Annotated in this window: 13 protein-coding genes; 9 read left to right on the plus strand and 4 right to left on the minus strand. The window is 70.7% G+C overall.

Annotated features, from left to right (window positions below):
* Nucleotides 1-198: 198 nt before the first annotated feature.
* The 3 genes from ACH01S_RS31290 (at nt 199) to ACH01S_RS42760 (ending at nt 3117) form a co-directional block, all read left to right on the plus strand.
* Complete coding sequence (locus ACH01S_RS31290) at nt 199-570, plus strand: DUF485 domain-containing protein (RefSeq protein ID WP_067899878.1); 372 nt, start codon at nt 199-201, stop codon at nt 568-570.
* Complete coding sequence (locus tag ACH01S_RS31295) at nt 567-2177, plus strand: monocarboxylic acid transporter (RefSeq protein WP_067899881.1); 1611 nt, start codon at nt 567-569, stop codon at nt 2175-2177. Before ACH01S_RS31290 ends, ACH01S_RS31295 begins: the two co-directional genes overlap by 4 nt.
* 340 nt (nt 2178-2517) lie before the next feature.
* Nucleotides 2518-3117 carry an NYN domain-containing protein gene (locus ACH01S_RS42760; RefSeq protein ID WP_218010461.1) on the plus strand — a complete coding sequence of 200 codons (600 nt, stop codon included), beginning with the start codon at nt 2518-2520 and terminating at the stop codon, nt 3115-3117.
* A gap of 56 nt (nt 3118-3173) precedes the next feature.
* Here ACH01S_RS42760 and ACH01S_RS31305 read toward each other — a convergent pair whose 3' ends face one another.
* Together ACH01S_RS31305 and ACH01S_RS31310 are read right to left on the minus strand one after the other, a co-directional pair.
* Nucleotides 3174-3437, minus strand: coding sequence for a hypothetical protein (locus tag ACH01S_RS31305; RefSeq protein WP_067899887.1), 264 nt, complete (start codon nt 3435-3437; stop codon nt 3174-3176).
* 190 nt (nt 3438-3627) lie between these two features.
* On the minus strand, nt 3628-3921 hold the full coding sequence (locus tag ACH01S_RS31310) for a hypothetical protein (protein ID WP_148344521.1): 294 nt from the start codon (nt 3919-3921) through the stop codon (nt 3628-3630).
* 279 nt (nt 3922-4200) lie between these two features.
* Here ACH01S_RS31310 and ACH01S_RS31315 point away from each other — a divergent pair, with 279 nt between their 5' ends.
* The gene (locus ACH01S_RS31315) at nt 4201-5490 is read left to right on the plus strand and encodes a helix-turn-helix domain-containing protein (protein WP_067899893.1); all 1290 of its coding nucleotides are present in this window, start codon (nt 4201-4203) and stop codon (nt 5488-5490) included.
* 2 nt (nt 5491-5492) lie between these two features.
* Here ACH01S_RS31315 and ACH01S_RS31320 read toward each other — a convergent pair whose 3' ends face one another.
* Together ACH01S_RS31320 and ACH01S_RS44925 are read right to left on the minus strand one after the other, a co-directional pair.
* A complete protein-coding gene (locus ACH01S_RS31320) occupies nt 5493-6209 on the minus strand; it encodes a Type 1 glutamine amidotransferase-like domain-containing protein (protein WP_067899896.1) in 717 nt (238 codons plus the stop codon).
* A gap of 60 nt (nt 6210-6269) precedes the next feature.
* A complete protein-coding gene (locus tag ACH01S_RS44925; protein ID WP_174564928.1) occupies nt 6270-6770 on the minus strand; it encodes a DUF7161 family protein in 501 nt (166 codons plus the stop codon).
* Nucleotides 6771-6855: 85 nt separating this feature from the next.
* Here ACH01S_RS44925 and ACH01S_RS43935 point away from each other — a divergent pair, with 85 nt between their 5' ends.
* The 5 genes from ACH01S_RS43935 to ACH01S_RS46570 all read left to right on the plus strand — a co-directional run.
* Nucleotides 6856-7017 (plus strand): hypothetical protein, encoded by a 162-nt coding sequence (locus ACH01S_RS43935; protein ID WP_157406335.1) that lies wholly within the window; start codon nt 6856-6858, stop codon nt 7015-7017.
* Between the two features lie 78 nt (nt 7018-7095).
* Nucleotides 7096-8646 carry an ABC transporter substrate-binding protein gene (locus tag ACH01S_RS31330; protein WP_218010462.1) on the plus strand — a complete coding sequence of 517 codons (1551 nt, stop codon included), beginning with the start codon at nt 7096-7098 and terminating at the stop codon, nt 8644-8646.
* Nucleotides 8647-8649: 3 nt separating this feature from the next.
* Nucleotides 8650-9597 (plus strand): ABC transporter permease, encoded by a 948-nt coding sequence (locus tag ACH01S_RS31335; RefSeq protein WP_067899905.1) that lies wholly within the window; start codon nt 8650-8652, stop codon nt 9595-9597.
* Nucleotides 9594-10388 (plus strand): ABC transporter permease, encoded by a 795-nt coding sequence (locus tag ACH01S_RS31340; RefSeq protein ID WP_067899908.1) that lies wholly within the window; start codon nt 9594-9596, stop codon nt 10386-10388. Before ACH01S_RS31335 ends, ACH01S_RS31340 begins: the two co-directional genes overlap by 4 nt.
* On the plus strand, nt 10385-11585 hold a 1201-nt coding region (locus ACH01S_RS46570), incomplete at its 3' end, for an ABC transporter ATP-binding protein (RefSeq protein ID WP_067899911.1). The genes ACH01S_RS31340 and ACH01S_RS46570, both read left to right, overlap by 4 nt.

The following is an 11585-nucleotide window of genomic DNA, read 5'->3' on the forward strand; positions in this document are numbered from 1 at the left end:
GCAGGGCCTCGGGGGCCTCCGATCGGGGCCCGTTCGGGCCGACCGTTCATCGTGCCAGACGGACCGCTCATCGACGCGGCGCGCAGGCCGCCGACGATGAATGGCTGCTGACCGCAGCCCCGGGGCGGAACACTCGCCCGGCCCCTGGACCGTCCTTACGGTGGCGCGTGACCGGGGTCACAACACAGGAGGGTGGTCGTGTCCTTCGAAAAGAACGCCTCCGGCACCGTTTACGAACGGTTCCAGAGCAGTGCGGAGTTCCAGGATCTTCGCCGCAGATTCCGCCGATTCGCATTCCCGATGACCGCCGCCTTCCTCGCCTGGTACCTGCTCTACGTCGTCATGTCCGGATGGGCGCGCGGCTTCATGGGCAAGGAGCTGGTCGGCTCCATCAACGTCGCGCTGGTGTTCGGCCTGCTCCAGTTCGTGTCGACGTTCCTCATCGCCTGGCTGTACGCGCGGCACGCCGACCGCAGCCTGGACCCGGCCGCCGACCGCATCCGCGCCGCCGTCGAAGCCTCCTCCGGCTCCGGTGACGCCGACGCCCCCGAGACGGAGGTGGCCCGATGAGTGACGAGACTCTGTCGATCACACTTTTCCTGGTCTTCGTCGCCATCACGCTCATCATCACCGTGTGGGCGAGCCGGCACACCAAGGACGCCACCGACTTCTACGCGGGCGGACGCTCCTTCTCCGGCGCGCAGAACGGCCTCGCGATCGGCGGCGACTACATGTCCGCCGCGTCGTTCCTCGGCATCGCCGGGCTCATCGCCCTGAACGGCTACGACGGGTTCCTGTACTCGATCGGGTTCCTCGTCGCGTGGCTCGTCGCGCTGCTGCTCGTCGCCGAACTGCTGCGCAACTCCGGCCGGTTCACGATGGCGGACGTGCTGGCGTTCCGGATGAGCCCGCGTCCCGTCCGCACCGCCGCCGGCGTCTCCACCATCGTCGTGTCGATCTTCTACCTGCTGGCGCAGATGGTCGGCGCGGGCGCGCTCGTCTCGCTGCTGTTCGGGTTCAGCAGCGACTTCGCGAAGGGCGCCACGATCGCGCTGGTCGGCGTCCTGATGATCGTGTACGTGGTGTTCGGCGGGATGAAGGGCACCACCTGGGTGCAGATCGTCAAGGCCGTCCTGCTGATGACCGGCGCCATCCTCATCACGCTGCTCGTCCTCGGCCACTTCAACTTCAACCTGTCGTCCCTGCTGGACGACGCCGCCGGGCAGAGCGGCAAGGGCAGCGCGTTCCTGGAGCCCGGCCTGCGCTACGGCACCGAGGCGCAGGGCCTTGAGGGCAAGCTCGACCTGATCAGCCTGGGGCTCGCGCTCGTCCTCGGGACGGCCGGGCTGCCGCACATCCTGATCCGCTTCTACACCGTCCCGACGTCCCGCGACGCCCGCAAGTCGGTGCTCTGGGGCATCGGCATCATCGGCGTGTTCTACCTGCTGACCCTCGTCCTCGGGTTCGGCGCCGCCGCGCTCGTCGGCAGCAAGGCGATCGCCAAGGAGAACCCGGCGGGCAACACCGCCGCGCCGCAGCTCGCCGAGAAGATCGGCGACATCGTGTTCGGCAGCGCGGGCGGCACCATCCTGCTCGCGGTCATCGCGGCGGTCGCGTTCGCGACGATCCTCGCCGTCGTGTCCGGGCTGACGCTCGCGTCGTCGTCGTCCTTCTCGCACGACCTGTACGCGCACGTGTTCCGCAAGGGCAAGGCCACCGAGCGGGACGAGGTCCGCGTCGCGCGCATCTCCGCGTTCGTGATCGGCGCGGTCGCGATCGTCCTCGGCATCTACGCGCAGCGCCTGAACGTCGCGTTCCTCGTCGCCCTCGCGTTCGCGGTCGCCGCGTCCGGGAACCTGCCCGCGATCCTCTACAGCCTGTTCTGGAAGCGGTTCAACACCACGGGCGCCGTCGCCGCGATCTACGGCGGCCTCGGCTCCGCGATCTTCCTGGTCGCGTTCTCCCCGGTCGTCTCCGGCTCACCGAAGGCCCTGTTCACCGACGTGGACTTCCACTGGTTCCCGCTGGAGAACCCGGGGATCATCTCCATCCCGTTCGGCTTCCTGTGCGGCTTCTTCGGCACCCTCCTCAGCAAGGAGCACAACGCCGAGAAGTACGCCGAGATCGAGGTCCGCTCCCTCACCGGAGCGGGCGCGGAGGCAGCCACCGATCATTGAGCCCTTCCCGTCCACCGTGTGCCCGGAGCCTGCCCCGCACAGGCTCCGGAGACGCGAAGGCTCAATGACCCCCCGCGCGGGCACCCCCACCCAGCGCGGCCCGGCCCCGTCCCCCACCCCTGGGGACGGGGCCGCCCCCTACCTGGAGTTGCAAGGCCGAGGCACCCTCAGCGTGGCAACGTTGAGTAAAGAGATGACAACTCACGGTGGTCAAGGGTAGCCTGGGGCCGCCCGCGTCGGGGCGACGGGTGTCAACGGCTCACGTTGACACCGGTAGCTGACGTCTCATAACATCGAGTCATTATTCCCCGCCGTCCTCCGGGACTGGCGGGGCTTTTTCTTGGAGAGCATTAGTGCGAGAGCGTGTCGCTCTGTTCTTGGATTATCAGAACATCCACCTTGTCGGACACGGCCTCTTCGAGAACTACGGCACCCCGCCCACTGTTGCGTCCCTGACCCTGCCCGCGTCGCCGCCATCATCGAGCAACGGCGGTCCCGGCCGAGTGAGGTCACGGCGATCCGCGTCTACCGGGGCAGGCCCGACCCCAACCACCAGCCCACACCGACGTCGGCCAATGACGCCCAGGCCGCGCGGTGGTCCCGTGACCCGCGAGTCCAAGTGATCCGTCGCCAGCTCAACTACCGAGGCTGGCCCGACGCTCCGCCGCGAGAGAAGGACATCGACGTCGCCATCGCCGTCGACCTCATGCACCTCGCGCTACGCGGCCAGTACGACGCACTCGTGCTCTTCTCCGGGGACACGGATCTTCTGCCCGCCATCGAGGTGATCAAGCAGCTTCGACTGTGCCATACGGAAGTGGCCTGCTGGGCAGGCCACAAGCCGCTGCGACTCCCCGACTCGCAACTTCCGTACTGTCATTTCCTCAATAGGAATGACTGGAACGGTGTTATTGAGGATTGGCGCGACTTCACCTCCTGAGTTTCGTCCAGGTGGGGACGGCGCGGCGGGTGGGGGGACGGCGCGCCGGTCCTGGTTTAGGGGGTTGCGCCGAGGGTTGTGGCGACGCGGGCGGCTGCGGTTTCGGGGTCGGGGCCGAGGCGGGTGTCTTTGTGGGGGCCGTTGTGCCAGGTGTAGGACGTGCCGTCCCAGCGGATGAGCCAGGGACCCGCGTCGCGGTAGGTGACGATGACGCGGGTGAGGCCCGCCTCCTCGTCCTGGACGGGCGCCGCCGCGATCTGCGGGGCACACCTGCGGACGGCCGCGTGGAGCCGTTCAGCGGGCCCGAAGTCGTCGAACATGTCCACTCCGATGGTCAGGTGGCGATGAGGCCGTGGACGGCGGCGCGTAGCCACCCGTCATCTCTTTCCCGCCGATGCCGTGCGCGCCACTCGGGGCCGTGGTGATCTGGGCGCGCGAGTACCTCGGCCGATGAGGCTGGACGTTCCGCCGCGCGCTCAACTCGCCGAGCCGGTCGGCGCTCGGCGTCGGTCACTGGTCGCTCCGGCGCAGATAGCCGATGATGACGACGGCGGCGTCGGTGACGCGTCCGGCCTCGGCGATCGGCTCGTTCCAGGACGTGAAGAACCACGGCCGCCCGCCGTCCTCGGGGCGCGTGCGGCAGGTGATGACGTCGGACGGGCTGGGGACGTCCTCGCAGCAGCCGGGCCTACCGGCGTCCTCGACGCGCAGCCCGCGCGAGGTGAGTCGAACGTCCAGCCTCCGCGCCGACAGGTGCGCGCCCAACGCCGCGAGCCGGTCATCGGAGAACACACGATCAGCCATGGGTCGTACCTGCCTTCCGGCCAAGGCCCCGGCCAACGCCGCCGGGGCCGCCTTCGGTGGACGTCCTCCATGCATTTGGGAAATATCGCCGCGCAGTGCGGTCGAGTCGCGCATTGCGGACATCATTATGGTGGTGCGTCCATTGATCGCCGTGGAGCGAGAAGTGGTTCTGGGCATTCCTTCCCGTGTGCGGTTACGGGCTCTAGAGTTGGATAGGCGAGAGTGTCCTGCCAGCCGCATTGGCTCCGTTGTGAAGATTTGTGAAGAGAAAGGCCCGTCATGCACGGTGATCCGGGGCTCGGGGCGTTGTTGCGGAAAATGCGGCAAGCTCGCGGGCTCACTCTCGCCGTGCTCGCCCGCAGAGCCGGCTGCTCCGTGTCGCTGCTATCGCAGATCGAGACCGGTTCTCGCGTCTTGAAGCCCCAGTTGGCCGCGCGACTCGACGCTGCCTTCGGTGGCGGCGGGACGGTGTCCGTACTTGCGGCCGGTGCCTACCCTGGAGATCCGGAGCACCAGAACGGCCCGAATGACGGGGAATTCATCCTGGTGCGCGTCCCTCAGCGAGGATCGACCGTGCCTGTTTCGCGTCGTGAACTCCTGGCCGCGCTCGGCGTCGGCGCGCTGTCCGGCAGCATGCTCGGCGGGCTCCAGCGCGCGGCCGAGACGATCAGTCCTGATGAGGAATTGCTGGCCGAGCTTGACGACACCCTCGTTGGGCTCCAATCGGCCGGCCGAGTCCTGCCGCCTGGTCAACTCGTCGGCCCGTTGACCGGACAGATCGCTCTCATCGACGCCGTCCGTCGCCGGGCCCCGGCCGCTTTACGACCGGCGTTCACCCTTCTCCAGACTCGCGGGGCGGAGTTCGTGTCGTGGATGGCCGAAGAATCCGGCGATCTTCCCTCCGCTCTCTACTGGGCCGACCGAGTGCAGCAGTGGGCGGACGCCTTGGGATGGCCCTCGATGGTCGGCTATGCCCACGTCCGCCGCTCCATGCTCGCCATCAGTTACGCGTCCGACGGCGTAGCCGCCGTCGAACAAGCCGACCAAGCCCTCCATGTTCATGGCGCCGCACCGCGCGTCAAGGCGATGGCCGCCAAGCAGATGGCGTTCGGCCTCGCGCTCATGGGTCGGCCCGACGCGAGCAGACGCGCTCTCGACGCGACTCTTGCCCACCTCGCCGCGGCCGGTACCGGCGACGATGGAGGACGCACCGTCGGCCAGCGGAGTGTGGGCGACGCGGATCTCTGGGCCATTTACAAGGCCACCTGCGACGTTTACCTGGGAGGCGGCACAACGGTGATCGACACGCTTGAGCCGCGGATGGACGGGATCGCCGCCAGGTCGAAACGTACTCACGCGATCACCTCCGCGAAGTGCGCGCAGGCGTACGCCAACGCCGGAGAGCCCGGGTTGGCCTGCGCGACGGTTTTCGAGGTGATCGGGGACGCGGTGGCGCTTGATTCCCAATCCGCACGTGCCGAACTGCGGCGCGTTCTTCCCACCTTGGACCGCTGGCCACGCCGTTCGGACGTCCAAGAGGTTCGGCACCGGCTCGCCGGTCTGCTGTGAGGTCAGCGCAGACGGCGGGGCTCCAACGCCGTCTCGGCGACGCCGCCGTCGGCTTGCCGCTCGATTCGGTAGGCGCGCGCGTTTTTCCGGTCTGAGATGACCTCGACCAGCTCGGTGTTCTGGTAGACCAGCCCGGTGCCCGCGTCCGTGGCGAAACTGACGGGTGGGAGTTCGCCGGCGGCGACTCGGCTCTGAAAGTCCTCGCGCCGATGTTCGTAGTGGACGGCGTTGCCGTACGGAAGGAAGCCCAGCCCCGCGGCGGGCCGCACTTCGGGCCCGAAGGAATCGGTGGTTCCGGCTTCGTGCCAGCACAGTGATCCCGCTGACTCCCCGGCGAGCACCACGCCTGCCTCCCAGCTTTCCCGGAGTGCTTCGTCCAGGCCGTGGGCGCGCCATACCGCCACGAGATTGACCAGGCTGCCGCGATCGACCCAAATCACGTCCTGGGCGAGGAGGTGGGCGCGCACGTCCTCCACGTTGGGCTTGTCGAACAAGGCCAGATGGGAGGCTTGGATCTCATTCCCTGAAAACGCTTGGTAGAAGCGGTCGATCGTCGATGCCTGGTCGCCCCCGGCCGTCGCGATGAAGCACAACCTCGGTGAGGCGGCCGCCCCGGACAACTCGAACAGAAAGGGGAAGACCGGGCCAGGCGTCCACGCGGCTCCGCGCCGACGGAAGCCCATGCTGGTCGCCACGATCGTCGGGATGTCGACGGGCATGTGCCGATGATGCCATGTAAAGGCCGAGGCAGCGTGCCGGTCGGCGGGTGGTGGGTTCGGTTATGTGTCGGGTTGGGTTTGTTCGGCTTCTAGTTGGGTGGCTAGGGCCGCGCGTTCGGATTGGTGGCGGTGGAGGAGGGGCGCGCTGTAGGTCGTCCAGGCTTCTTCTTGGGCCTTGGTCATTTGGGCGTTGTGGAGTTCGGATTCCACGTCCGGGTGGGACTCCAGGAACTCTGTGAACAGTTGGCCCATTTCTATGCTGTGGCGTCGGTTGAGGGCGATGCGGCGGGGGTCCATTCTGCTCGGGGGTGGGTCTTCGGCCAGTGCTAGTTGGTCGTAGACGACCAGGGCCGTGCGGGTTGGGTCGCTTGGTGGGTGGACTCTTAGTGTGTGGTGGGGGTTCGGCTCGTCGTCGACAATGATTACGGTCTTGGTTCCGGGTGGGAGGTCGGCGGGCCAATTGGTTTCGTCGGTGGGTTCGGCTACGAGGACGTGGGCGAGTTTTCCGCGCAGGCCCTTCGCGTTGTAGGGCAGCGGCTTTCGTGGTTCTTCCTCGTTCATGGGCGGCCTCTTTCCTGTTTTCCGGGATTCTATTAGGGGCGGAAAGGGGCGTGCGGTTCGGCGGGGGAGGTTGCATGATGGGGGGATGAGCGATGATCGGCTGGAGGAGGACGGTCGGTGGCGGACGCTGCCGCCGCGGACCCCGTTGGACGAGTTGGTGGCCGGGCAGGAGGTTCCGCCCAAGCCCCAGGTGATCGCGGACCCGAGCAGTACGGAGGTGGACGAGGCGCTGAGGTATCCGGTCTGACCTGGCGGTCCAGCACCCTCCGTGTTGCGAGTCAGTTGCATTTGCGTATTAGATGCAACAAGCGACATGGGGAGGGTGGTGCACGGCGTGCGGGGCGAGAGCACTCGGCGTGGGTTCCTCGGGCTGGCCGGCGGCGCGGCGGGGGCGGTCCTGCTCGGCTCGTGCGCGAGCGGTGAGGACGGCGGGGCGACGACCCCGCGCAAGGGCGGGACGGTCCGCGCCGTCTTCCCGGGCGCGGGCGCCAAGGAGACGCTCGACCCGCACGCGCAGCGCCAGTTCGTCGACATCGCCCGGCACAAGGCCGTGTTCGACAAGCTCGTCGAGCTGGACGGGACGCTCCGCCCCGTCCCGCGCCTGGCGACCCGCTGGGAGACGAACGAGGAAGCCACGGTCTGGCGCTTCGAGCTGAGGGACGCCGCGTTCCACGACGGCCACCGCCTGGACGCGGACGACGTCCTCTACAGCCTGGCCCGCATCCTCGCCCCGGACGCCGCCGACCACAAGGCGAAGTCGTCCCTGTCGATCATCGACCTGCGCCGGTCGCGCGCCCTCTCGGGCGGACGGGGCGTCGAGCTCGTCCTCAAGCGCCCGAACGCCGAACTGCCGTCGCTGCTCGCCATGACCGGGACGGCGATCGTGCGGCGCGGCTACCGCGACCCGTCCCGTCCGATCGGGACTGGACCGTTCCAGTTCCGCTCCTTCACCGCCGGGCGGACGTTCACCGCCCGCCGGTTCGACGACCACTGGGCCGGGCCGCCGCACGTGGACGAACTGCGCATCCTGTCCGCCGAGACGGAGGCGCGGGCCAACGCCGTGCAGGCGGGCGAAGTCGAGTACGCGCACGAGATGTCGCCGACGTTCGCCCGCGTCGTCCGAGGCGGTTCCAAGGTGCGGATCGTCGCGACGCCGGGCAGCGGCGCCGAGGGGTTCGCCCTGAAGACCGACCGCCCGCCCTTCGACGACCCGGACGCGGCGATGGCGATGAAACTGCTCGCCGACCGCGAGAAACTCGTGAGCACCGTCCTCGGCGGAAAGGGCGAACTCGGGAACGACATCTTCGGCCGGGGGTTCGAGTACTACCCGGAGAACGTCCCGCAGCGCGGACGGGACGTCGAGGAGGCCCGCCGCCTGCTCCGCAAGTCCGGGGCGCTGAACAAGGAAATCACCTTCTACACCGCCACCATCGCGGACACCTTCGTCGACTCGGCCCACATGTTCGCCGAGCAGGCAGCGGAGGCGGGGCTGCGCATCAAGGTGACGACCGGCCCGCCGGAGAGCTATTTCACCGACATGCTGAAGACGGGAACGATCGGCAGCCACCGCAGCGGCGCGATGCCCATTCCCACCTATCTCAGCGAGCGGTTCCTCTCCGACTCCCCGCAGAATGCCACCGCCTGGCACCGTCCCGACTTCGACAAGCAGTTCGTCAAGGCGCAGTCGGAGACCGACGAGAAGAAGCGCACCGAGCTTTACCGCGACGTCCAGCTCCGCCTCCGCGACACCGGCGGGCTCGTCCTCTGGGGCCATCCCGATTGGCTGAACGCGGTTTCGGCGAGGCTGCACGGCGTCAAGCCCGCGCCGCCCAACACGCTCGAATGGGCGCGGTTCGACACCGTATGGCTCGGGTGACCGGTGGCGCGGCACGCACTGCGGCGGGTGTCGCTCGCGGTCGTCCAGCTCGCGGCGCTGGCCGTCCTGATCTTCCTGCTGACCGCGCTGCTGCCGGGCGACGCGGCCGAGGTCGCGTTCAACGAGCAGGCGAGCCTGGAGCAGGTCGCGCGGCTCAGGACGCAGCTCGGGCTGGACCGCCCGATCGCCGACCGGTTCGCCGACTGGGCGGGCGCGCTGCTGTCCGGCGACCTCGGGACGTCGCTGATCGGCGGCGAGCCGGTCGGCGGCATCGTCGCCCGCTCGCTCGCGACGACCGCGCTGCTCGCCTGCGTCACGGCCGTGCTGCTCGTGCCGCTCGCGCTCGTCCTCGGGCTGGTCATGGGCCTGCGGGAGGGCGGCCGACTGGACCGCGCGCTGTCGGCCGGAATGCTCGCGCTGAACTCCGTCCCCGACTTCGTGCTGGCGCTCGTCGCGGTCGCGGTGTTCGCGCTGCGGCTCGGCTGGTTCCCCTCCACCTGGCTGGACGCGGGCGCGGCCGACCTGCTGACCCGGCCCGGCCTGCTCGTCCTGCCGGTCGCCGTGCTCCTCGCCCGGACGGTGTGCCTGCTCGCCCGCCAGTTCCGCGCCGGGACGATCGCCGCCCTGAACGCCGACTACGTCGTCCAGGCGCGGCGGCTCGGCGTGCCGCGCGGACGGCTCGTGCTGCGGCACGTCCTGCCGAACGCGGCGGTGCCGGGCGTCCAGGAACTCGCCCGGACCGGCGACCAGCTCCTCGGCGGCGTGCTGATCGTCGAGGCGGTCTTCGCGATCCCCGGCAGCGCGACCGCGCTGGTGGACGCGGTGCAGGGCCGCGACGTGCCGGTCGTCCAGGCGCTGACGCTGCTGCTCGCGGCGGTCGCGCTCGCGTTCAACGTCGCGGCCGACCTGGTCAGCCACCGGCTGGCGCCGCGCACGGAGGTGCTCCGGTGACGCGCCGCCCCTCGGTCGGGACGGCGGCGGCCGCGCTGCTGGTCGCGGTCCCGCTGGCGGTCGCCGTGCTGGGACCGCTCCTCGCGGACGCGGTCACCCCGCCCGACGGCGCGCCCTACACGCTCGGCGCCGGGCACCCGCTCGGCACCGACCGGCTCGGCCGCGACGTCCTCGGCCTGCTCCTGCGCGGCGGTCCGAGCGCGCTCGGCGTCGCGTGCTGCGCCGTCGCGCTCGGCCACCTCGCGGGCGCGCCGCTCGGCCTCGCCGCCGCCGCGACCCGGCACCGCTGGCTGGACGAGCTGCTCATGCGCCCGGTCGAGCTCCTGCTCCCGATTCCGTCACTGCTCGTCATTAGTGTCGTCGGGGTCGGCTGGCGCGGGCATCCGGAGGCGATCGCGCTGGCGGTCGGGGCGCTGAACGTCCCGGCGGTGGCGCGGCTCGTGCGGGCGGCGGCGCTCGACGCGGCGAGCGGGCCGGTGGCGGAGGCGATGCGGATGCAGGGCGAGTCGCGGGCCCGCGTCCTGTTCGGCCATGTCGGACGCGCCGTCCTGCCGGTCGCCGCCGCCGACGCGGGCACCCGCGTCGGCGCCGCCGTGTTCACCGTCGCCGCCGCGAACTTCCTCGGCCTCGGCCTCGAACCGACCTCGCCCGACTGGGGCGTGACGATCGCGGGCGGCCGGGAGGCGCTGCTCGTCCAGCCGTGGGCGGTGTGCGCGCCCGCCGCGCTGCTCGTCATGTTCACGGTCGGGCTGAACCTGCTGGCCGACCGGCTGCTGCGGAGCCGACGATGATCGAGGTCCGGGGGCTCACGGCGCGGGCGGGCGGCTCCGTGCTGCTGGACGGCGTCGACCTCACCGTCCCGGCGGGCGGCGTGACGGCGCTGGTCGGGCCGTCCGGCAGCGGCAAGACGACCACGGCGCTCGCGCTGCTCGGCGAGGCGGCGCCGGGCGTTCGACTTCGCGGCTCGGTCAGGGTAGGCGGCGTCGCCGTGGTGGACGAGACGGGCGTCACCCGCGAGGCCGCGACGCTGCGCGGACGGACGGTCGCCTACATGCCGCAGCATCCCGGCAGCGCGCTGAACCCGGCCCGCCGGACGGGCGCCGTCCTCCGCGAGCTGGCCGCGCTGCACCGGCCCGGATCGGCGCAGGGCGAGGTCGCGGCGGCGGCGCTCGACCAGGCGCGGCTGCCGTCCGGCCGGGACGTGCTGCGCCGCTTCCCGCACCAGTTCTCCGGCGGGCAGCGGCAACGGGTCGCGCTCGCGCAGGCGCTGGCCTGCGGGCCGCGCGCCCTCGTCCTGGACGAGCCCGGAACCGGCCTCGACGCCGTGACCCGGATGGGCGTCGCCGACCGGATCGCCGCGCTCGCCCGCGACGGCATGGCCGTCCTGCTGCTCAGCCACGACCACGACCTGGTCCGGACGCTGGCCGAGCACGTCGTCCTCCTCGCGGACGGACGGGTCGTCGGGCAGGGCACTCCCGCCGAAACGCTTCCCGTCCGGCCGGTGCCGCCGTGGGAGGGGAGTGCAGCGGGGGAGCCCCGGCTGACCGTCGACGGGCTCAGCGCATGGCTGCGTCCCGGACGCCGTGGCGAAGTGCTCCACGACATCGCCTTCTCGCTGGCCGAAGGGGAGTGCGTCGCGGTCGTCGGGACGTCCGGGAGCGGCAAGACGACGCTGGCCCGCTGCGTCGCGGGCCTGCACGAACGCCGCACCGGACGCATCGCGCTCGACGGCGCCGACCTGCCGCCGCACCGCCGCCGCGACATGACGCGGAAGCGCCGCGTGCAGTACGTGTGGCAGGAGGTCCGCGGCTCGTTCGACGACCGGCGGACCGTCCTCGACCAGGTCGCCCGGACGGCCGTCCGGCTGCGCGGGCTGTCCCGCGCCGCCGCGCGGGACGAGGCGGCCGACCTGCTCGCCCGGCTCGGCGTCCCGGCGGCGACGGCGCGCCGGACGCCCGCCGCGCTGTCCGGCGGCGAACTGCAGCGCG

The sequence above is a fragment of the Actinomadura chibensis NBRC 106107 genome (assembly GCF_001552135.1).
Taxonomy (GTDB): domain Bacteria; phylum Actinomycetota; class Actinomycetes; order Streptosporangiales; family Streptosporangiaceae; genus Spirillospora; species Spirillospora chibensis.

Bases quoted from the DNA above. Each gene is read 5' to 3' on its own strand.
- ACH01S_RS43935 (WP_157406335.1), top strand. From the start codon at position 6,856: ATGAGCGATGATCGGCTGGAGGAGGACGGTCGGTGGCGGACGCTGCCG.
- ACH01S_RS31305 (WP_067899887.1), bottom strand. From the start codon at position 3,437: ATGTTCGACGACTTCGGGCCCGCTGAACGGCTCCACGCGGCCGTCCGC.
- ACH01S_RS31310 (WP_148344521.1), bottom strand. From the start codon at position 3,921: ATGGCTGATCGTGTGTTCTCCGATGACCGGCTCGCGGCGTTGGGCGCG.
- ACH01S_RS44925 (WP_174564928.1), bottom strand. From the start codon at position 6,770: ATGAACGAGGAAGAACCACGAAAGCCGCTGCCCTACAACGCGAAGGGC.
- ACH01S_RS31315 (WP_067899893.1), top strand. From the start codon at position 4,201: ATGCACGGTGATCCGGGGCTCGGGGCGTTGTTGCGGAAAATGCGGCAA.
- ACH01S_RS31295 (WP_067899881.1), top strand. From the start codon at position 567: ATGAGTGACGAGACTCTGTCGATCACACTTTTCCTGGTCTTCGTCGCC.
- ACH01S_RS31320 (WP_067899896.1), bottom strand. From the start codon at position 6,209: ATGCCCGTCGACATCCCGACGATCGTGGCGACCAGCATGGGCTTCCGT.